This is a genomic window from Leptotrichia sp. oral taxon 215 str. W9775, assembly GCF_000469505.1.
Taxonomy (GTDB): domain Bacteria; phylum Fusobacteriota; class Fusobacteriia; order Fusobacteriales; family Leptotrichiaceae; genus Leptotrichia_A.
The window spans coordinates 5,462-6,094 of record NZ_KI272849.1 but is presented as its reverse complement, the minus strand read 5'-3'; the positions used below and the strand labels follow the sequence as shown (position 1 = coordinate 6,094).

General features: G+C 34.9%; 1 pseudogene. It reads right to left on the bottom strand.

What is annotated here, in order from left to right:
• Positions 1-633, bottom strand: a pseudogene (locus HMPREF1984_RS11530) (autotransporter domain-containing protein); the annotation flags it as partial.

The window sequence follows — 633 nt, the reverse complement described above, 5'->3', positions numbered from 1 at the left end:
GGTCTGTTACTGGTGACATTGTCTTGAAGATTCCCAGTTTTAACATAGTCTGATTTTCTTTTGATCCTCCTATGTCTTTAAACTTAAATCTGTTATGTACCGCTCCCGCATACCATCCTGAACTGTTTCCAAGTTTTACTGTTTCATCTTCATGTAAGTATGCAAATCCATATGCATCGCTTGTATAATCGATTATTCCAGCTGTATCTGTACTGTATTCATCTCTCATTCCAAATGCTTTTATTTTATTTGACTGTTTAGACTTAGTATCCCATTCTTTAAACAGATATGTGATTTCCTTATCTATTAATCTTCCAGTTCCTTGTGTTCTCTGCTGTACATTTGCATATTGGTGTCCCATCATTTCATCTGTAGCTTGATAGAATAATGTTTCTTCGTTGTTTCCGATAGAGTTTAATTTTTGGAATAACTGATTTTCTCTAGTTCCTAATTCTTCCACTCCGTATCTCTGTTCTAATCCGTCTAAGAAGTTATATGTATCTTTTACTTCTACAGGTGATGGTTCATTTCCAGCAAAAGCTGTATATGGTATTTTAGCCATTCCAACTTTTACAGGTATACCGTTTGAATCAACTGTCGGTAATGCCATCCAAGTTAAAGCAGCTGAATTAT